The sequence below is a fragment of the Bordetella genomosp. 13 genome, from assembly GCF_002119665.1.
Classification (GTDB): domain Bacteria; phylum Pseudomonadota; class Gammaproteobacteria; order Burkholderiales; family Burkholderiaceae_B; genus Bordetella.
In genome coordinates this window covers 4858366-4880240 of the sequence record NZ_CP021111.1, presented here as the reverse complement: position 1 = coordinate 4880240, position 21875 = coordinate 4858366, and the positions used below count along the sequence as shown (strand labels likewise).

Below are 21875 nucleotides of genomic sequence, written 5' to 3'. Positions count from 1 at the left end.
ATTCAGTTCGCCTTGAGGTCGGCGGCCTTCACCACCTTGCCCCACTTGTCGATCTCGCCCTGGATCCACGTGGCGTACGTCTGCGGCGTGTTGGGCTGCTGCGGCGCCCAGAAGCCCGACTTGTCATAGGACTGCTTGATCTCGGCGGCCAGCGACTGGTTCAGCGCCTGGTTCAGGCGGTCGACGATAGGTTTGGGCGTGCCCGCGGGCGCCATCAGGCCGAACCACGACTGCACTTCGAAGCCCTTCAGGCCGCTTTCGGCCAGCGTGGGCACGTCGGGGGCGGAGGGCAGGCGCTGCGCCGACGTGACGCCGATGGCGCGCAGCTTGCCGGCCTGCACGTGAGGCAGCGACGAGGGCAGGTTGTCGAACATCGAGTCGACCTGTCCGCCCAGCAGGTCCGCCACGGCCGGGCCGCTGCCGCGATAGGGCACGTGCAGGATCTCCACGCCGGCCTGCATCTTGAACAGCTCGCACGACAGGTGGATGGACGAGCCGCTGCCGGACGAGGCGCAGGTCAGCTTGCCGGCGTTGTTTTTGGCGTAGTCGATGTACTCCTGCACGGTCTTGACCGGCAGCTTGGGATTCACCACCAGGATGTTCGGAATGGTGGCCAGCAGTCCTACCGGCTCGAAGTCCTTGACGAAGTCATAGTTGAGCTGCGAGTACAGCGTGCGGTTGATGGTGTTCGCGATGGAGCCCACGTACAGCGTGTAGCCGTCGGGCTTGGCGCGCGACACGATCTCGGCGCCGATGTTGCTGTTGGCGCCGGTCTTGTTCTCGACCACGACGGTCTGGCCCAGCACGTCGCCCATCGACTTGGCCATCAGGCGGGCGACGATGTCGGTGGCGCCGCCGGCGGCGTAACCCACGACCATGGTGATGGGACGTTGCGGATACTGTTCTGCTGCCTGCGTGGGCGTGACGGCCAGCAGGGTGCTGCCCAGCGCAAGGGCGGCGCACAGGCGCCTGCGGATCGAAAGCACGGTTGTCTCCTAGATTTGTCTAATATCTGGACAGGTCTGTGCCTGTTCGCGTCCATCATCGGATGGAATACGACGGACACCAATGACGTTTGTCCAGAAAATGAACAAAGACGATGCTTCCGACGGCGGACCGCGAATCTTGCGGCGCGGCCTGCGCGTGCTGCGCGTATTGCGCGAGGCGGGCGCCGGCGGGCTGCACGTGGTCGACATCGCCAGGCAGGCCGGCATGCAGCGTTCCACCGTGTATCGCTACCTGGACGTGCTGGTCGACGAGGGATATGCGGTACGCGAGCCGGATGCCGCGCGCTGGCGCACGGCCGAGACGGCCACCTTGATGGCGGCCGATCCGCATGCCGCGGCCGTGCAGCGGCTGCGGCCCGCCATGCGGCAGATCAGCGACGTCAGCGGCGATTCATCGTTCCTCATCGCACGCGCGGGCCGGGACTCGCTGTGCCTGCACCGTGAGGTGGGCAACTATCCGGTGCAGGTGCTGGCCGTCACGGTAGGGCATCGCCAGCCGTTGGGGGTGGGCGCTGCCGGCCTGGCCCTGCTGTCCGCGCTGCCGGATGCAGAGGCGCAGGAAGTCATCGAGCAGAACGCCGGCGCGTTGCGCGCCTATGGCGGCATGACGGCCGCGCAGATGCGCCGCCTCGTGGCCAACACGCGCGACCGCGGCTGGGCCGTGGTGGGCAATGCGGCCGTGCCGGGGGTATTGGGAGTTGGGGTGGCGCTTTGTGATGCGCACGGCTATCCGCGCCTGGCGGTCAGTGTGTCCAGCCTGATCGACCGCATGCCGGCCGCCCGCCAGCGCGCCATCGCGGAGCAGATCCGCGCGCAGCTGGCGCAGGCACGGCTGTAGGTCCGGCCGGCTAAGGCCGCGCGCGCCGCGTGCCGCCGCTGCGCCGGCTGGCCTTTTCCACGACGAGGTTCTCCTGTGCCATGGCCTGGCCGCGCTGTTCCACCCGTGCCAGCAGCGTACGCAACTGCGCCAGTTCGGCGTCCGTCAGGTCCTGCGTCAACAGGGCATTCAGGCGCTGCACTTCGGGCAGCAGCGCGTTGTAGCGGTCGCGGCCGCCGGCGGTCGCCTCGACCAGCACCACGCGCCGGTCCGCGCCCCGCTGCACGCGCCGCAGCCAGCCTTTTTCGCACAGGGCGCCCAGCGTCCGGGAGGTGCGCGCCAGGTCCAGCTTCGCCGAGGCCGCCAGGTCGGCGGAGGTCATCGGGCCGTGCTCGACGGCGCATGCCAGCAGGCGCCATTCGCGACGGGTGATGCCGAAGCGCCCCTCGCACAGCCGCACGAATACGGGACTGGACTGGAACCACGCCTGGTAAAGGCGGTACATCAGCATGTCGTCCAGCGTCGCCTGCGTGACGGTGGGATCGATGGACATGGCGTCTCCTGGCAGGTGGGCTTATCGGTTATGGGTTTATGCCCGTTACTGGATTAGATCAATAAACCGCGGCGTTGCTAAATTCATTTCTTCTATTTCCTACAACGATGCACAAGGGAGACATGACATGCGCACGTGGATGATCACCGCTCTGGCGGCGTGGGGCCTGCTGGCCGGCGCGCCCGCCGCGGTCGGGCAGGAGGCCGGCAAGCCGCTGACCATTGTGGTCGGCTATCCGCCGGGCGGCAGTTCAGACCGCGTGGCCCGCCTGGTGGCGGATCGGCTGAAAGACCGGCTGCGCACGCCGGTGATCGTCGAGAACAAGACCGGCGCCGGCGGCCGCATCGCCGCGCAGTATCTGCGCAATGCCCAGCCCGACGTCGCGCGCAACACGCTGATGCTGGCCAACCCCGCGGTGATGGTGGTGGCGCCGCTGGTCTATGCCGAGCCGGGCTATGACGCCGCGCGGGACTTCCAGCCTGTCTCGCTGGTCAGCAGCTATCACTTCGCGCTGGCCGTGTCGGCGGCGTCTCCCATCCGGGACGTGGCGGCACTGCGCCAATGGGTGAAGGACAATCCCAGGCAGTTCACCGTCGGGGTGCCGGCCACCGGCAGCCTGCCGCATTTCTTCGCATTGATGCTTGGCCAGCAGATCGGGCAGCAGCCCGAGGTGGTGGGATATCGCGGCTCGGCGCCGCTGACCGCCGAGCTGATCGGCGGCATCCTGCCCCAGGCCATCGACACGCTGGACACGCTGCTGCCTCAGCAGCAGGGCGGCAAGATCCGCATCCTGGCGATCTCGGCAGAGCGGCGCGACCGCGCGCTGCCCGACGTGCCGACCTTCCGCGAAAGCGGCATCGACCTGGCCGCCGACGGCTGGAACGCCTTCTTTGCGTCGGCGGCCATGCCGGCGGAACAGGCGGCGCGCCTTGGGCGCGAGATCGCCGCGGTGATGGGCGAGCCCGCGCTGCAGCAGGCCGTGCGAGCCGTGAACCTGGAGCCCGTGGTGGCCGACGCGGCCGAGACGGCGAAGCGCCTGGAGGCCTACAGGGGCCAATGGGAGCCGCCCGTGCGCGCCTCCGGCTTCACTGCCACGCAATAGGAGCCGGCAGATGGGCAAGATACGCAACGTGCTGTTCATCATGGCCGACCAGCTGCGGGCGGACCACCTGGGCTGTTATGGCCACCCCTATCTGCGCACGCCCAGCCTGGACGCGCTGGCCGCGCGTGGAGCGCGCTTCACGCGGGCCTTCGTCAATTCGGGCGTGTGCGGGCCGTCGCGCATGAGCTACTACACGGGCCGCTACCCCTCCAGCCACGGCACGACGTGGAACCGCGTGCCGCTGTCGGTCGGCGAGGTGACGCTGGGCGAATATCTGGCCAATGGCGGCCGCAAGCTCGCGCTTGCCGGCAAGAGCCACGTCATCCCGGACAAGGCCGGCATGGCGCGGCTGGACATCGACGGCGCGTCGGAACTAGGCGCGCTGCTGGCGCGCGGCGGATTCGTGGAACTGGACCGCTACGACGGCCATCACGAACCGGGCGAGGAAAGCGGCTATCCCGCCTTCCTGCGCCGCCACGGCTACGACTCCGCCGATCCCTGGACCGACTACGTCATCGCGGGCATCGACGAGCAGGGGCAGGTAGTCAGCGGCTGGCACATGCGCAATACGCGCCTGCCGTCGCGCGTGCACGAGGCGCATTCCGAGACGGCCTACATGACCGACCAGGCGCTGGACTTCATGCGGCGCCGTGGCGAAGAGCCCTGGGTGCTGCACCTGAGCTACGTGAAGCCGCACTGGCCCTACATGGCGCCCGACCCCTACCACCGCATGTACACGCCGCAGCAATGCCTGCCGGTGGCGCGCGACGCGCAGGAATTGACGCACGCGCACCCGGCGCTGCGAGCTTATCGGCAGCACGAGGAAAGCCAGAGCTTCGCGACGGACGAATGCGTGCGCACGGTACGTCCCGCCTATCAGGGCCTGATCCATCAACTGGACGATCATCTGGGCAGGCTGTTCGACTACATGGAGGGGGCGGGACGCATGGACGACACGCTGATCGTCTTCACGGCCGACCACGGCGATTTCCTGGGGGACCACTGGCTGGGCGAGAAGGAGCTGTTCTACGACACCGTGCAGCGCGTGCCCTTCATCGTGATGGATCCGGGCCGCGAGGCCGACGCGACGCGGGGCCAGGCGCTGGACGACATGGTCGAAAGCGTGGATCTGGTGCCCACCGTGCTGCAGGCGCTGGACATGCCGGTGCCCACGCATCGCATCGAGGGACGGGCGCTGCAGACGCTGCTGCACGGCCGCGGCGGCCAGGCCTGGCGAGATTGCGTATTTTCAGAGCTGGACTACAGCTTTCGCCAGGCCCGCCTGCTGTTGGGCAAGACGCCGCAGGACGCGCGCGCCTGGTCGGTGCGCACGGACCGGTGGCGCTACGTGTACTGGCTGGGTTTGCCGGAGCAGCTGTACGACCTGCATGCCGATCCGGGCGAGTTCCATGATCTGGGGACCAGCGCAGCGCACGAGGCCACGCGGGCGGAGTTGCGGGGCAGGCTGCTGGACTGGGCCGCTCGCCGCAAGCGACGCACGACGCTCAGCGACGAGGCGGTGGCGCAGGCCACCAACGCGCACAAGCGCGCGGGCGTGTATTTCGGTCAATGGTAGGCGAGGGGGGCGGCAGCGGGCGCAAGACGCGCCCCGCCGCCCGCAAGCCCCGGCGGCATGGCCTCAGGCCGGCACCAGATACGTCTTCTGGTAGTGCACGCTGAAGGTCTTGAACGCGGCCAGCGCCTTCTGCGGATCATGCCCCGGCTTGACGAGGAAGCTGTCGAAGCCCACGCGCGCCTGGTAATGGATGGTGTCGATCATCACGTCGCCCACCGCGCGCAGTTCGCCCGCATAGCCGTAGCGCTTGCGCAGCAGCTGTGCCAGCGAATAGCCGCGGCCGTCGGTGTAGGCAGGGAAGTCGATGGCGATGAGGGCGATGCCGGTCGTGTCCAGCGTGTCGCCATCCCCGGCCAGGTCGGCCAGGTTCGCATCCGGCGGCAGCAGCACGCCGACGGGGTTGGCGCGGGCGCGCAGCGCCGTCTGCGCGGCCTTCCAGGTGGCCAGCGGCACGATCCAGCCCGGTTCGTCGGCCGGCGTGGCATCGGGGGTGGCGTCGGGCTCGGCGGGCGCGTGGACGCGCCACGTGTCGGCCTGCAACTGGCCATTGCGGATGAGATGCGGCACGGCGGTGTCCTGCGTAACGGCGGCCTCAGGCATGTGCGGCCTCCGTCTTGGGCTCGACCACCGCGGGATCGGCGTACACGTCTTTCTTGAAGGGGTCGATGCCCACGCGGTCCACCACGTCGATGAAGCGCTCTGCATCGCTGTCGCGCAGGTCGAGGTAGGTGCGGATCAGCCGGTCCACGACCAGCGGCACGGTGTCGCGCGCGAACGAGGGGCCGATGATGCGGCCGATGGCCGCGCCGCCGCCGCGCGTCGATTCGATGTCGGGCAGGGGCTTGGCCGCGCCGTTCTGGCGTCCGCCGATGGTGACCTGATACCACTCTTCACCGGCCTTATCCACGCCCAGGATGCCGATGTGGCCCACGTGATGGTGGCCGCAGGCGTTGATGCAGCCCGAGATGTTCAGGTCGAGTTCGCCGATCTCGAACAGGTAGTCGAGATTGTCGAAGCGGCGCTGGATGGCTTCGGCCACGGGGATGGAGACCGCGTTGGCCAGGGCGCAGAAGTCGCCGCCGGGACAGGAGATGATGTTGGTCAGCAGGCCGATGTTGGCGGTGGCCAGGTTCAGCGCGCGCAGCTCTTGCCACAGGTCGTGCAGCTGCGAGCGGCGCACGTCGGCCAGGATCAGGTTCTGCTCGTGCGAGACGCGCAGCTCGCCGAAGCCGTAGCGTTCCGACAGGTCGGCCACGGCGTCCATCTGGTCGGCCGTGATGTCGCCCGGCGGCACGCCGGTGGCCTTCAGCGACACGGTGACGGCCGCGTAGCCCGCGACCTTGTGCGCGTGCACGTTGCGGCGCAGCCAGTGCGCGAAGGCCGGGTTGGCGGCGGCCAGCTCGGCGGTGGGGTCGTGCTCGTAAGCGGCCTGCGCGTCGTACTTCGGCCACGTGAAGCGGCTGGCGATGGTGTCCACGAACGCCTGCGTCAGCGTGTCGGGGCCGTCCTTGATGCGCTGCCATTCTTCGTCGACCTGCTGCGCATACACCTCGGGCGTCAGGTCTTTCACCAGGATCTTGATGCGGGCCTTGTACTTGTTGTCGCGGCGGCCGTGCAGGTTGTACACGCGCAGCGCGGCCTGCAGGTAGGTCAGCAGGTGCTGCCATTCGACGAACGGGTTGATCAGGTGGCCGACCATGGGCGTGCGGCCCAGGCCGCCGCCGATCCAGACGCGAAAGCCCAGCTTGCCGTCGCGCTCGACCGCCTGCAGGCCGATGTCGTGCACGCCCACGGCGGCGCGGTCTTCGACGGCGCCGCTGACCGCGATCTTGAACTTGCGCGGCAGGAAGGCGAACTCGGGGTGCAGCGTGGACCACTGGCGGATGATCTCGCACCACACCAGCGGGTTGATCAGTTCATCGGGCGCGATGCCGGCGAAGTGGTCGGTGGTGGTGTTGCGGATGCAGTTGCCGCTGGTCTGGATGGCGTGCATCTGCACCTTGGCCAGTTCGGCCAGGATGGTGGGAACGTCTTCCAGGCGCGGCCAGTTGAACTGCATGTTCTGGCGGGTGGAGAAGTGGCCGTAGCCGCGATCCCACGTGCGGGCCACGTGCGCCAGCGTGCGCAGCTGCCGCGCGGCCAGCAGGCCGTACGGAATGGCCACGCGCAGCATGGGCGCGTGACGCTGTACGTACAGGCCGTTCTGCAGGCGCAGCACGCGGAATTCGTCTTCGGTCAGTTGCCCGTCGAGGAAGCGGCGTGTCTGGTCCGTGAACTGCGCGACACGCTCGTCGACCAGTTGCTGGTCGATCGGATCGTACACATACATGATGGTTGCTTGATGCCTTGGAGTGGGGTGTCGGGCGGGAGAGGCTGCATTCCTGCCGACGGGCCGCGCGAGTCGTGGCTCGGCCATGGTTGTTCATAACCGTAGCAGCCGAATGTGCGGCCGGTCTAAGTCTTTTTGGTTATAAGAAAAGAAGCGGCCGTCCGGTGCGGACCGCCCGCGCGCCTGCGCGCGGGCACTTCTCAGCTTTTCAGCGCCGTGGGATTTTCCACGCAGGGCGCGAACTGCTTCGTGGCCGGGTCGCGGACGAACAGCACGCCCGTGGCCACGCCGAAGTACGAACCATGCAGCTGCAGCTCGCCCGCGTCCACGCGGCGGCGGATCGACGGGAAGGTCAGCAGGTTCGACAGGCTTTGCTCGATGACCGCCAGTTCCAGGCGCTTGAGGTCGGCGTCGCGATCGCCGGTGGACGGGCCCAGGCGTTCGGCGACCGGGCTGATCTGCGACATCCACTTGCCGATGAAGTCGAGCTTGGACAGCGGCTCGGCGTCGTCGTAGAAGGAACGGATGCCGCCGCACGAAGCATGGCCCAGCACCACGATGTGTTTGACTTTCAGGCCGTTGACCGCGAACTCGATGGCCGCGCTGGTGCCGTGGTACGAGGACTCGGAGTCGGTTTCACAGGGCGGCACCAGGTTGGCCACGTTGCGGATCACGAAGAGCTCGCCGGGGCCGGCGTCGAAAATGACCTCGGGCGACACGCGCGAGTCGCAGCAGCCGATGACGAGGATCTCGGGGCTTTGGCCGGTTTCGCCCAGGGCCTGATAGCGGCTGCGTTCGTTGGGGAAGCGGCCTTGCAGGAACGCCTGGTAGCCTTCGGTAAGTCGTTTGGGGAACATGATGTCTTTCCTGTATGCGATCGCGCGGGGCCGCTGCGGACGGAGTTCGGCAAGGCCGGGCCGACCCGGGGCACGTTCCGGGCAATGCGTCGGCCGGTCCAGGATTTTCCCATATCGGCCTGACGCTTGCCTTCTGGATCTTTCAGCCGGCAGACAGCATGCCGGGCATGCGACGGGCTTCGGCCCTACTCCGCCTTGACGTCGATCGCGGTGAAGCGCGTGAACGTGTGCGGCGTGATCGCGCGCACTTCCCAGGACGCGCCCGGAGGCAGCGCCTGTGGCGAGCGCTCGGACACGCGGCCGATCTCGGCGCCATTGGCGTCGTACAGGGCGAACACCACCGAGGGCGACGGCAGCAGCGTCTTGCCGTGATTGGTGACCGTGCCGGTGATGGTGGTCTGCCCCATGGTGGTGTCGCGGACGGCGTGCAGGTTGCCCACCGTGACGCCGTAGGGCAGGCTCTGGGCGGCGGCCGCGCCGGCGGCCAGGGCAAGCATCAGGGCGGCGAATCGCAGTTTCATGGACATCTCCGATAGCGGCGCGCGGCGCCGGACGCCTCACACATTAAGCGGACGGGTGTTACATCGCCGCGAGAGGTGGTTTCGCTTTGTTTACTCGTCCGCCGGCGCCGCGCCCGCGCGTCAGCTTGCGAACTTCAGCGGCAAGCCGGTCAGGGCCAGCAGGCTTTCGGGCGTGGCGTCGCCGAACAAGTCGGTCACGGTGATCTCGCCGCCGCGCAGGTCGAACACGGCCAGGTCGGTGTAGACGCGCGACACGCAGCGCACGCCGGTCAGCGGATACGTGCATGCCTCGACCAGCTTGCTGTGGCCTTCGCGCGTGGTCAGTTCCATCATCACGAACACGTCCTTGGCGCCGATGGCCAGGTCCATGGCGCCGCCGACCGCGGGGATGGCGTCCGGGGCGCCGGTATGCCAGTTCGCCAGGTCGCCATGGCGGGAAACCTGGAACGCGCCCAGCACGCAGATGTCGAGATGACCGCCCCGCATCATGGCGAACGAGTCGGCATGATGGAAGAACGAGCAGCCCGGCAGCTCGGTCACGGGCTGCTTGCCGGCGTTGATCAGGTCGTAGTCTTCCTCGCCCTTGGCCGGCGCGGGGCCCATGCCCAGCATGCCGTTCTCGGTATGCAGAATGACTTCGCGGCCGGCGGGCAGGTGGTTGGCCACCAGCGTGGGCAGGCCGATGCCCAGGTTGACGTAGGCGCCTTCGGGGATGTCCTGCGCGACGCGGGCGGCGATCTGGTCGCGGGTCAGTCGGTTGCTCATTGCTGCTCCTGGGGCCCGCGGGGGGCATCGATCTGTACGACACGCTGGACGAAGATGCCGGGGGTGACCACCGCCTCGGGATCGAGCTCGCCCAGTTCCACGATCTGGCGCACCTGCGCCACGGCCACGCGCGCGGCGCTGGCCATGATGGGGCCGAAGTTGCGCGCCGTCTTGCGGTACGTCAGGTTGCCCCAGCGGTCGCCGCGCTCGGCCTTGATCAGCGCGTAGTCGGCGTGCAGGGGATATTCGAGCACGTAGTGGCGGCCGTTGATCTCGCGTGTTTCCTTGCCTTCGGCCAGCGGCGTGCCGTAGCCGGTGGGCGTGAAGAACGCGCCGATGCCCGCTCCGGCGGCGCGGATGCGCTCGGCCAGGTTGCCTTGCGGCACGAGTTCGAGCTCGATCTTGCCGCTGCGATACAGGCCGTCGAAGACCTGCGAATCGGACTGTCGCGGGAACGAGCAGATGATCTTGCGCACGCGGTTGGCGGCCAGCAGGGCGGCCAGGCCGGTGGTGCCGTTGCCGGCGTTGTTGTTGACGATGACCAGGTCCTTGGCGCCCTGTTCGAGCAGGGCGTCGATCAGTTCCATGGGCTGGCCTGCGGTGCCGAAACCGCCGATGAGCACGGTTGCGCCATCGGGCACGTCCGCCAGGGCGGCGGCGGCACTGGATACGATTTTGGAGATCATGGGTGTCTCGGGTTTGAGGAAGGTGTGATGATTTCCGTTCTATAGTCGAACATCCGTTCTTTCATAGAACATCTTTTCTTGGCCGGTAAGGCCGGGCGAACGCGGGCGACCCGTCTGCGCGTCCGCGTCCCGTCGCAGGAGTCTTCATGGTGGAAAACGCCATTCCGCCGCCCAGCGACAGCTATGTGCAGTCGTTCGCGCGCGGCCTGTCGGTGATACGCGCCTTCGGTCCGCAGCGGCCGCGCATGACGCTGTCCGAGGTGGCCGCGGCCACCGGCCTGACGCGTGCCGGTGCGCGGCGCATCCTGCTGACGCTGGCGCAGCTGGGCTACGTCGAGCAGGACGAGCGCCGCTTCGCGCTCACGCCGCGCATCCTCGAACTGGGCTATGCCTATCTGTCGGCCACGCCGCTGTGGGACCTGGCGCTGCCCTACATGGAGGAAGTGGCCGAGGCGACGCGCGAATCGTGTTCGGTGTCCGTGCTGGACGGCGCCGACATCGTCTACATCCTGCGCCTGTCCACGCACAAGGTGATGACCATCAACCTGGCGGTGGGCAGCAGGCTGCCCGCCTGGGTCACTTCGATGGGCCGCGTGCTGCTGGCGGGCCTGTCCGAACGCGAGCAGGACGGCCTGCTGGCCGCCAGCCGCATCGAGGCCTATACGCCCGCCACCATCACCGACCGCGCCGAGTTGAAGCGCGTGCTGGCCGGCGTGCGGGACGAGGGCTATGCGTGCGTGGTGCAGGAGCTCGAGCCCGGCCTGCAGTCGGTAGCCGTGCCCATCGTCGACCGCGGCGGCCGCGTGATCGGCGCGATGAACGTCAGCGGCCATGCCAACCGCTACTCGCGCGAGCAGATGCTGGATGCGTTCCTGCCGCCCTTGCGCCATGCGGCCGGGCAGATCAACCAGGCGCTGCGGCGCCGCTGAACGCGCGCGCCATCCGCGTCCCTTTGCAAGGGACCCGGGTCGGCGGGGCGGACGCGTCGATGCCATCTTTGTTCAGATCGGTGCGGCGCCCAGCGAGGTGCCGCCGCACACATACAGCACCTGGCCCGTGACGAAACCGTTGTCCGGAGAGAGGAAGAACATGGCGGCGCGCGCCACGTCTTCGGGCGTGCCCAGGCGCTTGACCAGCAGGCTGTCGATGATGCGTTGGGTGCGCGGCGCGCCCTCGGGGTTGCTCTTCATGAAGAGCTCGGTGGCGATCGGGCCGGGACCGATGGCGTTGACGGTGATGCCGTCGCCGCCCAGTTCCATCGCCAGCGTGCGGGTCATGCCGATGAGGCCGGCCTTGGTAGCCGAATACACCACGCGCTCGGGCTTGCCCAGCGCCGCGCGCGAAGCCATGTTGACGATGCGGCCGTAGCCCGCGCGCCGCATGTCGGGCAGCACGGCCTGCACCAGGATCAGCGCGGTGCGCAGGTGCAGGTTGACCACGTAGTCCAGGTCGGCCAGCGTGGCCGTATCCGCCGTGCCGGGGCACGTGGCGCCGGCGTTGTTCACCAATCCGATGATGGCGTGCGATTCCACCGCCCGGCGCGCCGCGGCCTCCGCCTGCGCGGGATCGGTCAGGTCGGCCTGGATCGATATCAGTCCTTCGGGCGCATCGTCGGGCAGCCGGTAGTCGATGTTGATCACGCGGTGGCCCGCATCGAGCAGGGCGCGCGCGATGGCGGCGCCGATGCCCGCGCTGGCGCCGGTGACCAGGTAGGCGGTGGGCTTGCTGGATGGGTCTGCGGGGGCGGTGGTCATGGGCGGGGCTTCAGGCGGTTCTATGGAGTCGGTGCGGGTGCGGCATCAAGAGTCCGCGCGGCGATTGAGCCATTCCACCAGCTCCGCCAGCGCGGCGCTCTTGTCGCGCAGCACGTGTTCGCGGCGTTCGGGGCTCCACGCGTAGAAGCCCTGGCCGCTCTTGGCGCCCAGTTCGCCGTCGCGCACCTTGCCGCGCAGCAGGTCGGAGGGCGTGGTGCGGTTTTCCAGGTCGGCATACAGGTATTCGGCGATAGCGCAGTGCACGTCCAGGCCGTTGATGTCGCGCTGCTCCAGCGGGCCCGACAGGGCCAGGCGTATGCCCAGGCTCCACTTCACCACTTCGTCGATGTCTTCGGCGCTGGCCACGCCGCTTTCCAACAGCGAGATGGCTTCGCGCGCCAGCGCATGCTGGATGCGGTTGGCGATGAAACCGGGAATGTCGCGCTGGACCAGCACCGGCCGTTTGCCGACGCGTCGCAGCGCCTCCATGATGCGCGCCACCGTTTCATCCGAGGTGGCGTCGTTGCGCACGACCTCGACCAGCGGAATCACGTCGGCCGGCGTGAAGAAGTGCGTGCCGACGAAGCGGTCGCGGCGCGCGACGGCCTGGGCGATGGCGTTGATCGACAGGCCGGATGTGTTGGTGGCGAACAGGGTGGAGGGCGGGCAGATGCCGTCCAGCTCCGTGAAGATCTGGCGCTTCAGGTCCAGCTTCTCGGGCACGGCCTCGATGGCGAGATCGGCGCCAGCGGCGGCCTGAAGCGTGGTCGACTCCTGGATGCGGGCCCACGCTTGCGCCACCGCGTCCGGCGCCAGGACTCGCAGCTGGCGCTCGATGGCCGCCGCCGCGCGTTCCAGCGCGCCGTCCACCGGGTCGATCAGTGTGACATCCAGCCCGCGCGCCGCGAACAGGGCGGCGATGCCGCTGCCCATGCCGCCGGCGCCGATGACGGCGATATGGCTTAAGGATTGATCCATGAGTTGCTCGCAGAGGCTCGTGCCAGCGAACGCGGCCGTGCAGGCAGCGGGTGTCTCGTCCGGGCGTTTCTGTGCGTCGAGCCAGAAAGTCTTTTTGTTCTATATACGAACATTTGTGCGTATATAGAATTCGATCCAGATGGTACTGGCTTTGCAGTGGGTGGACAGAGTCAACCCGCAATGTGTCCATTCGATGGTCGTTCCGCCGGCGCAACTACTAGTTTTGGTAGGAGACAAGGAGTAGTCTATAAACTAATGTGGTCTGCATGACCGAACTCCTGCAGACCGACACTTTCAAAGATTGGATGCATCGCTTGCGCGACACTCGCGCGCGCACCGCTATCGCCGCACGCCTTGCAAGGTTGGCCGCCGGACTGGCTGGTGACGTGGAACCGGTCGGCGGCGGCGTATTCGAAATGCGCGTCCACCATGGCCCAGGATACCGGGTCTACTTCAAGCGCCACCGCGATGTCATGATCATCCTCCTTTGCGCGGGCGACAAGCGTACGCAACGCAGAGACATCGAGCGGGCCAAGCGCATGGTCGGAGAAATGGAGTAACCACCATGAAAACCAAGCTGACGCCATACGATCCCGCCACGGCACTTGTCGATGATGCCGAAATCGCCTTCTTCATGGCGGACGCGTTGAAGACCGGCGACGCTGCATACATCGCCCAGGCGCTAGGCATAGTCGCCCGCGCAAAAGGCATGGCGGAAGTCGCGCGCAATACCGGTTTGTCGCGGGAGCAGCTCTACCGTTCATTGAGTGCCGACGGGAATCCCACGCTCAAGACCACGCTGGCAGTATTGAAAGCACTGGGCATCGAATTGACGGCCAAGCTTCCGGCTTGAGCTCGTCCTCGTCTTTCCGCCTTACTCGTCAGCCCGAATTCCGCAACCCCGCCGCAATCCCGTTGATGGTCAGGTGGATGGCGCTCTGCACGCGCGGATCGGGCTCGGCGCCGCGGGCCAGCAGCGCGCGATGGCGCTTGATCAACTCGATCTGCAGGTAGTTCAGCGGGTCGATGTACGCGAACCGTTCGCGCAGCGAGGCCTGAAGGGCCGGGTTGTCGGCCAGCAGGTCGCGGCGGGTCAGTTGGCGCAGCATGGCCACCGTGCGCGCATGCTCGGCCTGGATCTGGCCGAAGATGCGCTCGCGCACACCGCGCTTGGGCACCAGCTGCGCATACTGCGCGGCAATGGCCAGGTCCGACTTGGCCAGCACCATCTCCATGTTCGACAGCAGCGTGCGCAAGGCGGGCCAGTGCTCCGCCATGTCGCGCAACTGGTCCAGCCGCGCGCGGCGGGTGCGCGGCGCGCCTTCCGTGCCGTCTTCGACATAGGCCTGCATGGCCGAGCCCACGCCGTACCAGCCCGTCAGCATCAGCCGGCATTGCGCCCATGAAAAGCCCCACGGGATGGCGCGCAGGTCCTCGATGCGCTGGCCCTGCTTGCGCGAGGCCGGGCGCGAACCGATGTTCAGGCCGGCGATTTCGCTGATCGGCGTGGCGGCGAAGAAGTAATCGGTGAAGCCGGCCGTGCCGTAGACCAGGTCGCGATAGCTGCGCCGCGCATGGTCGGAAAGAAAGTCCATGGCCGCGCCGTGCTGCGCCATGTGGGCATCCTCGGCGCTGGCGGCCTCGGCCTTGGGCGCCAGCGAGGATTCCAGCGTGGCGGCCACCAGCAGTTCCAGGTGCCAGCGGCCCACTTCGGCATCCTTGTACTTGCTTTGAATGACCTCGCCCTGCTCGGTCAGGCGCAGCTGGCCGGCCACGGTGCCGGGCGGCTGCGCCAGGATGGCGTCGAAGCTGGAGCCGCCGCCGCGGCCCACCGAACCGCCCCGGCCATGGAACAGCCGCAGCCGCACGTTCGCTTTGCTGAACACGTCCACCAGCGCGCGCTCGGCGCGGTACAGCGACCAGTTCGAGGTGAGGAAGCCGCCGTCCTTGTTGCTGTCCGAATAGCCCAGCATCACCTCTTGCGTGTCGGCCTGCGCCAGCTTCACCCGCCGGCGGATCTCGGGCAGGGCCAGCCAGGCGGCCATGATGGCGGGGCCGCGCTCCAGGTCGGGAATGGTTTCGAACAGCGGCACCACCATCAGGCCGTCTTCAGGCGCCGGGTCCTGTCCCGCGGGCGCGATCAGTCCGGCTTCTTTCTGCAGCACCAGCACTTCCAGCAGGTCGCTGAGCGTCTCGGTATGCGACACGATGGTCTGGCGCACCGCCTGCTTGCCGTAGCGATCGCGCGCGGCCGCGGCGGCGCGCAGCACCGTCAGTTCGCGCGCGGTCTCGTCGCTGTAGGACAGCCACGGCGAAAACAGCGGGCGCGCATGAGCCAGCTCGGCGCGCAGCAGCGCCACGCGTTCGTCCTCGTCCAGCGCGGCGTAATCCACCGGCTTGCCTTGCCATTGCGCGCCCGCGCGGGTGAAGAGTTCGGCCAGCGTGCGTTCGTGCACGTCGGAACTCTGGCGCAGGTCGACCGTGGCCAGGTGAAAGCCGAACACCTCGACGGCCTGGCGCAGCCCGGTCAGGCGCAGCCGGGCGATGGGCGCGCCCTGGTGCTCGGCCAGCGAGGCGGCGATGACGGCCAGGTCAGCGGCCAGTTCCCGCGGGTCGCCATAGGGCTCGGCCGGATAGGTGGCGCGGCGCGCCAGTTCCTGTCCGGTCAGGCGCTGCGCCGTGGCGGCCAGGCGCGCGTAAATGCCCACCAGCGCGCGCCGGTAGGGTTCGTCGCGGCGATGCGGCGAGTCGTCGCCGCCCGAGTCGGCCAGCTGCCGCAAGGCCGGCTCGACGCCGATCAGCAGCGTGGTGATGGACAGCTCGGCGCCCAGCGTGTGCACTTCCTGCAGATAGTGCTCGAACAGCACCGTGGCCTGGCGCAGCAGCGCGCGTTCCAGCGTGCCGGCGTCGACGTTGGGGTTGCCGTCGCGGTCGCCGCCGATCCAGCTGCCCATGCGCAGAAAGGGCTGCAGCGGCTCCGCCGGCGCGGCGAAGGGGCGCTGCGGTCCGTCGAGGTGCAGCAGCTTGCCCAGGTCGGCGTACAGGCGCGGCACCACGGAGAGAAACGTGCTGCGGTAGTACGACAGCGCGTTCTCGATCTCGTCGGCCACCGTCAGCCGGGTATAGCGCAGCATGCGCGTCTGCCACAGGGTGGCCACGCGGCCCAGCAGGGCCAGGTCCAGCTCGGCGCGCTCGTCCTCGGTAAGCGGCTGTTCGCGCTGCGCCACCAGCGCGGCGATCTCGCGGTGCGCGTCCAGGGTGCTCTTGCGCTGCACTTCGGTAGGGTGCGCGGTCAGCACGGGCATCACGCAGGCCTCGGCCAGCAGGCGCCGCACGCGCGCGGGTCCCACGCCCTGGGCCTTGAGGCGCGCCATGGCATCTCGCAGGCTGCCGCGCGGCGGCTCGGGATCGGCCAGCATCTGCTCGCGCTGCGCGCGGTTCTGGTCGCGGTCTTCCGCGATGTTGGCCAGGTGCAGGAAATAGCTGAACGCGCGCGCGACGGAATTGGGATCGTTGCCGCGCAGGCGGCGCACGCGCTGCTCCAGCACCTTGCCGTCGACCTCCCGGCCCTCGCGGCGAAACCGCACCGCGGTGCGCCGCAGCGTTTCGATGGTGTCGAATACCCGCTCGCCTTCGGTGGCTTCTATCACCTGCCCCAGCATCCGCCCCAGCAGGCGGATGTTGTGGCGCGAGTTTTCAGCGGCATCGGACTGCGGGCGGACGACTTTCATGGGCGGGGGAATCCGTCGGTCGAAAAGGAAGAAGAGGGGAGGTGGGCGCTGCGGTGTGGTGCTCGTGTTGCGATGCGGGCATTGTACGCAGCCGGGTCGCCCGGCCTGGGTTACAGTGCGGCCATGTCTACGCCAGCATCTTCTCCAGGCCTCGCGCCCACGCCCGACACGCGCCGCGCCCTGGTCCTGTTCTCCGGCGGGCAGGATTCCACGACCTGCCTGGCCTGGGCGCTCGATCGCTATGCGCACGTCGAGACCGTCGCGTTCGACTACGGACAGCGTCACCGCATCGAGCTGGACGCGCGCCTGAACGTGCTGCGCGAGCTGCGCGCGCGCTATCCGCAATGGCAGGCCAAACTGGGCGAGGACCATCTGCTCGACTTGTCCGTGCTGGGCCAGGTGGGCGACACCGCGCTGACCTCGGACAGGCAGATCGAGATGCAGGCCAACGGCCTGCCCAACACCTTCGTGCCGGGCCGCAACCTGCTGTTTCTGACGCTAGCGGCCGCGCTGGGGTATCGGCGCCAGTTGGACGTGCTGGTGGGCGGCATGTGCGAGACCGACTTCTCGGGCTACCCCGACTGCCGCGACGACACCATCAAGGCGCAGCAGGTGGCGCTGAGCCTGGGCCTGGGCACGCGCGTCACCATCGAGACGCCGCTGATGTGGCGCGACAAGGCGCAGACCTGGCAACTGGCGCACGACCTGGGCGACATGGAACTGGTCGACCTGATCGTCGAGCACAGCCATACCTGCTACCTGGGCGAACGCGGCGCGCGCCACGACTGGGGATATGGCTGCGGAAGCTGCCCCGCATGCGAACTGCGCGCCGCCGGATGGCGGCGGTGGCAGGCCGGGCAAACGGCCTGAGCGCGCGTCACGACGCCTAGAATTCAGTCTTTTCGATGCGGCGCATGCCGAAGCGCCACGCCAATCCCAGTGAAGCGGCCAGCATCGCCAGGGCGCAGGCCAGCGACAATAGCATGGCGGCCCGCGCGCCCCAGCGTTCGATCACTTGGGCATAGACCAGCGGCGCGGCGGCCGTCAGCAGCAGCGCGGGCACCAGCAGCCGGCCCGTCACCGTGCCGTAGGCGCGCGGATCGAACAGCACCAGCGGCAGGGTGCCGCGCGTGATCGTCAGCACGCCGTTGCACGCGCCGTAGAAGAACGCGTATGCGGCCGCCGCCGCGATGTGGCCGCCGCCCAGGCCGGCGAGAAAGCACAGCGGCAAGGCCGCGGCCGTGCCGGCATTCAGCGCCACCGGCGCGATGCGGCCGCCGAAGAGCACTTCGGCCAGCCTGCCGGACACCTGGCCGATGCCCCACAATGCCGACACGCTCACCGCCAACTGCGCGGCCAGTCCCAGTTCGCGCAGCATGGCGATGAGATGCGTGGCGTTGCCGGCGGTGAGGAAACTGGCCAGCATCACGATGGCGGCGTACAGCGCCTGGGCCAGACGCACATCGCCGGCCGTGGCCGCCGCCCACGTCCGCGTGCCGTCCTGCTCCGTCTCGCCATCGGGCGACCAGCGGCCGGCCGGCAGCGCCAGGAACAGCGGCGTTATCGCCAGCGCGATCAGCGCATAGACCAGCAGGGCGCCACGCCATCCCAGCGCCTGCGCCAGGGCCTGGCCCACGGGCCACATCACGGTGGACGCCAGCCCCCCGAACAGCGTGATCTGCGACATGGCGCGTCGCGCCCGCGGGCCGCCGGCGCGGGCCAGCGCGGCGAAAGCCGCGTCGTACAGGGTGAGCCGCATCCCCACGCCCAGCACGGCCCACGCCACGGCATACAGTCCCAGCGTGTGCGTCAGTGCGAGCAGCGCGCAGCCCAGCGCCACCAGCAGGGCGCCCGCCGGCATCACCACGCGGCCGCCCAGCCGGTCCATGGCGCGGCCGGCCAGCGGCGAGGCCAGCGCCATGCACAGGATGCCGCCGGACAGGCCGCCATACACGATGGCCGCGCTCCAGCCGAGCTCGGCCTGCATGGCTGGACCGAAGTTGCCGAGCAGGTAGAACGACACACCCCACGCCAGCAACTGGGACAGGCCCAGGCACACGACGGTGCTTGCGGGAATCACGGCACGATCGGCGCTTCGGGCGGCGCGCGGTCGCCGTCGCCCAGGTCGCGCTGCATCAGCACCGTGTCGCGCCACTGTCCGTGCTTGTAGCCCACCGAGCGCAACGTGCCCGCCGGATGAAACCCCATGCTTGCATGCAGGGCCAGCGAGGCCGCGTTGCGGCTGTCGCCCACCACGGCCAGCATCTGCCGCCAGCCGCCGGCGATGCAGCGCTCGATCAGCGCAGACAGCAGCCGCTTGCCGATACCGCGCCCGCCCCAGCCGGCCTCGATATAGACGGAATCCTCGACGGTGTAGCGGTAGGCCGGCCGCGGCCGATAGGGCGTGACGTAGGCATAGCCGCGCACCGCGTCGTCGATCTCGGCCACCAGGTACGGCATGCCGCGCGCCACCACATCGTCGCGGCGCAGGCGCAGTTGATCCGCCGTCGGCGGCTCGAGCTCGAACGAGGCGGTGCCGTGCAGCACGTGCTGCGCGTAGATCTGCTGGATGCGCGCCATGTCGGTTTCCTGGGCGTCGCGGATGATGAGTCGGGGGCGTTCTGGTTCGGTCATGAGGAGCAAAAGAGGGGGAGGCACGAGTTTCACGAGTGTGCGCTCGGACGCGGGATAAGAAAAGGTTTTGCATCTTCTTCGATGCATAAGCAATACTTTGTTCTCGACATCCGTCCTTTTCCCCTTTCAGCCCGGCAGCCATGCGCGGACTCAATCTGGATCATCTCCGCATCTTTCTCGACGTGATCGAGCAAGGCAGTTTTTCAGCGGCTGCCGAGCGCAATGGGCTGACGCAGCCCGCGGTCAGCCAGCAGGTGCGCCAGCTCGAGCGCCGCTACGGCCTGCGCCTGGCCGAGCGCGTGGGCCGCCGGGTGGCGCCGACCGCAGCCGGCCATGAACTCGTGCAGCACATACGGCGCATCGATGCCGCGGTGGCAGAGGCCGACCAGGCCATGCAGTCGCACGCCGCCGGCGTGGGCGGGCGCGTGCGGCTGGGCACGGGCGGCACGGCCTGCACCTATCTGCTGCCGGCCATGCTGGCTGGCCTGCGGCGCCGCTTTCCCGATCTCGACGTGGTGGTCAGCACCGGCAACACGGGCGACGTGCTGCGCGCCATCGAGGCCAACGCCCTGGACATCGGGCTGGTGACCCTGCCGGCGCCGGGACGCATGTTCCAGGTGACGCCCGTGCTGGCCGATGAGTTCGTGGCGATCTTTCCCGCCGGCCAGCAATCGCTGCCGGCTCGCGCCACACCGGCCATGCTGGCGCGGCAGCCGCTGGTGCTGTTCGAGCCGGGCGCGCGCACGCGCCGACTGGTCGACGACTGGTTCGAGGCCGCGGGCGTGGCCATGCGGCCGGTGATGGAACTGGGCAGCACCGAGGCCATGAAGGAGATCGTGGCCGCGGGCCTGGGATGCGCGGTGCTGCCGCGCATGGCCGTGCAGGGCGCGGGGGCGCGCGGCAGGCTGGTCGTGCGGCCGCTGAGGCCGGCGCTGCAGCGCGAACTGGCGGTGGTGATGCGGCGCGACAAACCGGTCAGCCGCGGCCTGCGCCAGGTGACCGACCTGCTGCTGGCGCTGCGTACCTCACGCTGAGCGCCCCCTGCTTATTTATTGCCCCTGCACCTTGCCCTGCGAAATGTCCATGATGATGCGGCCGGCCAGGTAGAGACGCGGCACGATGGTCTTCACCTGCACGTACTCGGCGTCGTTCGAATGCGCGCCGAAGCCGGACAGGCCCATGCCCTCGACCACCGGGCCGCGCGCCTTCAGCGCCGCGAAGGCGGCGTCGGTGCCGCCGCCGGTGGCGCGGTCCAGCACCTTCAGCTCCATGTCCAGTTCGCGATAGATGGCGGCGCCGTGCTGCGCCAGGGCCCGCGACTCGGGCGTGGCCGACAGCGGCGGGCGGCGCACCTCGAACTTCAGGCTGACCTTGGATTCGGGCAGCAGCTTGTTCTGGATGCGCTCCTGCATGGCCGCCTCCAGCGCGTCGAAGTCGGAAACCTTCAGTGCGCGCGCGTCAGCCTGCGCGGTCGCCTGGCCCGGGATCACGTTGCGGTTGGTGCCCGCCTGCGCCACGGTCCAGTTCAGCTTCAGGCCCTCGTCGGGCTTGGACAGGTCCTTCATCTGCAGCACCTGATGCGACATCTCATACAGCGCGTTGATGCCGCCCTCGGGTCGCGAGCCCGCGTGCGAGGTCCGGCCCTGCACGGTGAGATAGGCCGAGCCGATGCCGCTGGTGGCCAGCCGCAGGTCGCCCTGCGTGCCGCCGCTTTCGAACGAGAACACGGCATCTTGATCCGCCGCCATGCGGGTGATGGTGCTGCGCGAGCCGGGCGAGCTGATTTCCTCGTCGCCGTTGATCAGCACGGTCAGCGTGCCATAGTCCTTGAAGCCCATCTTCTGCAGCAGCGCGACGGTGTGGATGATGAGCGCCACGCCCTGCTTGTCGTCGGCGATGCCCAATCCATATGCGCGGTCGCCGTCCACGCGGAAGGGCTGGTCCTTCAGCATGCCGTTGCGGTAGACCGTGTCCATGTGCGCGATCAGCATGATCTTCTTGCTGCCGCTGCCCTTGAACTCGGCATGCACCATGGGACCCGTCTTGTCGGGCGTGTCGTCCATGCGATAGACCTCGGTAGGCGGCAGGATGTGCGCGGCGCCGCCCAGCGCCTGCAGGCGGTCGCGCACCAGGACCGCGATCTGCTCGACGCCCTCGACGTCCTTGCTGCCGGACTCGATACCGACCAGGTCGCGCATGGTGTCCAGCATGGGCTGCTCCTGTTCGCGTGCCGCTTCGAGCACCTTGGCCACCGGCGCCGCGTGCGTGACGGCCGCGGCGGCCGCCAGCAGCGCGACGGCCATGGTGTGCAGGATGGATAGGCGGACGTTTGTGGATCGACGGTGCATGCCGATTCTCCTGGGATGAGGCGCAGCGGGATTGCCCGCCCGATGAGCGCCGCGGGCGTGCGCGGCCGAGCGTCCGCTGGCGGGGCTTGTACCTGTCAACGATAGGCCGCAATCGGCCCGGCCAGTAGTGGGATTTCCCGGAGTGCGGCCCAGGCGCTTCCGTGCATCCCGGAGGAACGGCGTATTATCTGGGGTTTTGCCGCTTTTCCCCCAGCCC

22 protein-coding genes are annotated in these 21875 nt (G+C 68.6%); 8 read left to right on the top strand and 14 right to left on the bottom strand.

Features of this window, described 5'->3' with window-relative positions:
- Positions 1 to 2 precede the first annotated feature (2 nt).
- Entirely contained in the window at positions 3 to 986 is a 984-nt protein-coding gene (locus tag CAL15_RS22005) for a Bug family tripartite tricarboxylate transporter substrate binding protein (RefSeq protein WP_086080444.1), read from the bottom strand.
- Between the two features lie 100 nt (positions 987 to 1086).
- Between CAL15_RS22005 and CAL15_RS22000 the strand changes: the two genes are divergently transcribed.
- Complete coding sequence (locus CAL15_RS22000) at positions 1087 to 1845, top strand: IclR family transcriptional regulator (RefSeq protein WP_086080443.1); 759 nt, start codon at positions 1087 to 1089, stop codon at positions 1843 to 1845.
- A 10-nt stretch (positions 1846 to 1855) separates the two neighbouring features.
- Here the strand turns inward: CAL15_RS22000 and CAL15_RS21995 are convergent, their stop codons facing one another.
- Positions 1856 to 2377, bottom strand: a complete 522-nt coding sequence (locus CAL15_RS21995; RefSeq protein ID WP_086080442.1) for a MarR family winged helix-turn-helix transcriptional regulator — start codon at positions 2375 to 2377, stop codon at positions 1856 to 1858.
- A gap of 127 nt (positions 2378 to 2504) precedes the next feature.
- On the opposite strand from CAL15_RS21995, the gene CAL15_RS21990 reads away from it, so the two are divergent.
- Together CAL15_RS21990 and CAL15_RS21985 are read left to right on the top strand one after the other, a co-directional pair.
- Positions 2505 to 3479, top strand: coding sequence for a Bug family tripartite tricarboxylate transporter substrate binding protein (locus CAL15_RS21990; RefSeq protein ID WP_086080441.1), 975 nt, complete (start codon positions 2505 to 2507; stop codon positions 3477 to 3479).
- Between the two features lie 10 nt (positions 3480 to 3489).
- On the top strand, positions 3490 to 5055 hold the full coding sequence (locus CAL15_RS21985) for a sulfatase-like hydrolase/transferase (protein WP_086080440.1): 1566 nt from the start codon (positions 3490 to 3492) through the stop codon (positions 5053 to 5055).
- A gap of 63 nt (positions 5056 to 5118) precedes the next feature.
- Here the strand turns inward: CAL15_RS21985 and CAL15_RS21980 are convergent, their stop codons facing one another.
- The 6 genes from CAL15_RS21980 to CAL15_RS21955 all read right to left on the bottom strand — a co-directional run bounded on the left by CAL15_RS21980 (position 5119) and on the right by CAL15_RS21955 (position 10213).
- Complete coding sequence (locus CAL15_RS21980; RefSeq protein WP_086080439.1) at positions 5119 to 5655, bottom strand: DUF934 domain-containing protein; 537 nt, start codon at positions 5653 to 5655, stop codon at positions 5119 to 5121.
- Positions 5648 to 7384 (bottom strand): nitrite/sulfite reductase, encoded by a 1737-nt coding sequence (locus tag CAL15_RS21975; protein ID WP_086080438.1) that lies wholly within the window; start codon positions 7382 to 7384, stop codon positions 5648 to 5650. Before CAL15_RS21975 ends, CAL15_RS21980 begins: the two co-directional genes overlap by 8 nt.
- Before the next feature lie 200 nt (positions 7385 to 7584).
- Complete coding sequence (locus CAL15_RS21970; RefSeq protein ID WP_086080437.1) at positions 7585 to 8241, bottom strand: carbonic anhydrase; 657 nt, start codon at positions 8239 to 8241, stop codon at positions 7585 to 7587.
- Positions 8242 to 8426: 185 nt separating this feature from the next.
- On the bottom strand, positions 8427 to 8762 hold the full coding sequence (locus tag CAL15_RS21965; protein WP_086080436.1) for an FxLYD domain-containing protein: 336 nt from the start codon (positions 8760 to 8762) through the stop codon (positions 8427 to 8429).
- A 120-nt stretch (positions 8763 to 8882) separates the two neighbouring features.
- Entirely contained in the window at positions 8883 to 9527 is a 645-nt protein-coding gene (locus CAL15_RS21960; RefSeq protein ID WP_086080435.1) for a 3-oxoacid CoA-transferase subunit B, read from the bottom strand.
- On the bottom strand, positions 9524 to 10213 hold the full coding sequence (locus CAL15_RS21955) for a 3-oxoacid CoA-transferase subunit A (protein ID WP_086080434.1): 690 nt from the start codon (positions 10211 to 10213) through the stop codon (positions 9524 to 9526). Before CAL15_RS21955 ends, CAL15_RS21960 begins: the two co-directional genes overlap by 4 nt.
- A gap of 146 nt (positions 10214 to 10359) precedes the next feature.
- Here CAL15_RS21955 and CAL15_RS21950 point away from each other — a divergent pair, with 146 nt between their 5' ends.
- Entirely contained in the window at positions 10360 to 11142 is a 783-nt protein-coding gene (locus tag CAL15_RS21950) for an IclR family transcriptional regulator (RefSeq protein ID WP_086080433.1), read from the top strand.
- 72 nt (positions 11143 to 11214) lie between these two features.
- Here the strand turns inward: CAL15_RS21950 and CAL15_RS21945 are convergent, their stop codons facing one another.
- Both CAL15_RS21945 and CAL15_RS21940 read right to left on the bottom strand, forming a co-directional pair.
- The gene (locus CAL15_RS21945; RefSeq protein WP_086080432.1) at positions 11215 to 11967 is read right to left on the bottom strand and encodes an SDR family oxidoreductase; all 753 of its coding nucleotides are present in this window, start codon (positions 11965 to 11967) and stop codon (positions 11215 to 11217) included.
- Positions 11968 to 12012: 45 nt separating this feature from the next.
- On the bottom strand, positions 12013 to 12945 hold the full coding sequence (locus CAL15_RS21940; protein ID WP_086080431.1) for an FAD-dependent oxidoreductase: 933 nt from the start codon (positions 12943 to 12945) through the stop codon (positions 12013 to 12015).
- A gap of 266 nt (positions 12946 to 13211) precedes the next feature.
- On the opposite strand from CAL15_RS21940, the gene CAL15_RS21935 reads away from it, so the two are divergent.
- Both CAL15_RS21935 and CAL15_RS21930 read left to right on the top strand, forming a co-directional pair.
- Complete coding sequence (locus tag CAL15_RS21935) at positions 13212 to 13505, top strand: type II toxin-antitoxin system RelE/ParE family toxin (RefSeq protein ID WP_086080430.1); 294 nt, start codon at positions 13212 to 13214, stop codon at positions 13503 to 13505.
- A gap of 5 nt (positions 13506 to 13510) precedes the next feature.
- Positions 13511 to 13798, top strand: a complete 288-nt coding sequence (locus CAL15_RS21930; RefSeq protein WP_086080429.1) for an addiction module antidote protein — start codon at positions 13511 to 13513, stop codon at positions 13796 to 13798.
- A gap of 28 nt (positions 13799 to 13826) precedes the next feature.
- On the opposite strand, the gene ppc is transcribed toward CAL15_RS21930, so the two are convergent.
- The gene (gene ppc / locus CAL15_RS21925; protein WP_086080428.1) at positions 13827 to 16676 is read right to left on the bottom strand and encodes a phosphoenolpyruvate carboxylase; all 2850 of its coding nucleotides are present in this window, start codon (positions 16674 to 16676) and stop codon (positions 13827 to 13829) included.
- A 123-nt stretch (positions 16677 to 16799) separates the two neighbouring features.
- Between ppc and queC the strand changes: the two genes are divergently transcribed.
- Positions 16800 to 17546: a 7-cyano-7-deazaguanine synthase QueC gene (gene queC, locus CAL15_RS21920; RefSeq protein ID WP_086080427.1), complete on the top strand. Its 747-nt coding sequence runs from the start codon at positions 16800 to 16802 to the stop codon at positions 17544 to 17546.
- A 16-nt stretch (positions 17547 to 17562) separates the two neighbouring features.
- Here the strand turns inward: queC and CAL15_RS21915 are convergent, their stop codons facing one another.
- Positions 17563 to 18756: an MFS transporter gene (locus CAL15_RS21915; RefSeq protein WP_086080426.1), complete on the bottom strand. Its 1194-nt coding sequence runs from the start codon at positions 18754 to 18756 to the stop codon at positions 17563 to 17565.
- Positions 18753 to 19310 (bottom strand): GNAT family N-acetyltransferase, encoded by a 558-nt coding sequence (locus tag CAL15_RS21910; protein ID WP_086080425.1) that lies wholly within the window; start codon positions 19308 to 19310, stop codon positions 18753 to 18755. Before CAL15_RS21910 ends, CAL15_RS21915 begins: the two co-directional genes overlap by 4 nt.
- A gap of 140 nt (positions 19311 to 19450) precedes the next feature.
- Between CAL15_RS21910 and CAL15_RS21905 the strand changes: the two genes are divergently transcribed.
- Positions 19451 to 20344 carry a LysR family transcriptional regulator gene (locus CAL15_RS21905; protein ID WP_086080424.1) on the top strand — a complete coding sequence of 298 codons (894 nt, stop codon included), beginning with the start codon at positions 19451 to 19453 and terminating at the stop codon, positions 20342 to 20344.
- 15 nt (positions 20345 to 20359) lie between these two features.
- Here the strand turns inward: CAL15_RS21905 and CAL15_RS21900 are convergent, their stop codons facing one another.
- Positions 20360 to 21658 carry a M20/M25/M40 family metallo-hydrolase gene (locus CAL15_RS21900; RefSeq protein WP_086080423.1) on the bottom strand — a complete coding sequence of 433 codons (1299 nt, stop codon included), beginning with the start codon at positions 21656 to 21658 and terminating at the stop codon, positions 20360 to 20362.
- Between the last annotated feature and the right edge of the window lie 217 nt (positions 21659 to 21875).